The following is a 708-nucleotide window of genomic DNA, read 5'->3' as shown; positions in this document are numbered from 1 at the left end:
AGGCGTCAGGCGTGACTCGCCAGCGTGACAACCGCCGTTCAACGGCTAGGAGCAGGTGGTTGATGCCGAGCCCGATCACGGAGATCGTGATGATCCCGGCGTACATCTCCTCGATGGCGAAGTTGGACTGCGCATAATTGATCAGATAGCCGAGCCCGGCCTTGGCGCCGACCAGCTCAGCGGCTATCAGCACCACGATCGCGAAGGACCCGGCGAGGCGGATGCCGGTGAAGACCGTCGGCACGGCGGCGGGAAGGATGACCTTCTGGAACAGCCGCGGTGACGACAGGCCCATCGACCGCGCAGACTTGATCAATAGCGGGTCGACATTTTGGACACCACTGATGGTGTTCAACAGGATCGGCCAGACGCAGGCGTAGGTGACAATTCCGATCTTTGATGCCTCGCCCAGGCCGAGAATCAGCACGAACACCGGTAGGAGGGCGAGCGCCGCGGTGTTGCGGAACAGTTCCAGCAATGGGCTCAGGACCTCCGCCACCGTCCGGAACCAACCGATCAGCAGGCCCAGCGGCAGCGCGATCGCGACGGCGAGTGCGAAACCAGCCCCGGTGCGTTGCAGGCTGGCCTGGGTGTGCGCCCAGAGGTCACCGCTGTTGAACAGCACCCACCATTCTTTGATCACTTCCGAGAATGGCGGTAGGAACACCCGGTCGACAACACCCCAGCGGGGCAGCAGCTCCCACCCGG

Annotated in this window: 1 protein-coding gene; it reads right to left on the bottom strand. The window is 63.6% G+C overall.

Going from position 1 to position 708, the window contains the following annotated elements:
• Positions 1-708 (bottom strand): ABC transporter permease (locus MJ783_RS01150; protein WP_239308023.1); only part of this gene is annotated, 708 nt, incomplete at both ends.

The organism is Protofrankia sp. Cj3 (genome assembly GCF_917627355.1).
Taxonomy (GTDB): domain Bacteria; phylum Actinomycetota; class Actinomycetes; order Frankiales; family Frankiaceae; genus Protofrankia.
Note: the sequence above shows the minus strand (reverse complement) of the source record. Positions and strands in the feature narration are given on the sequence as shown.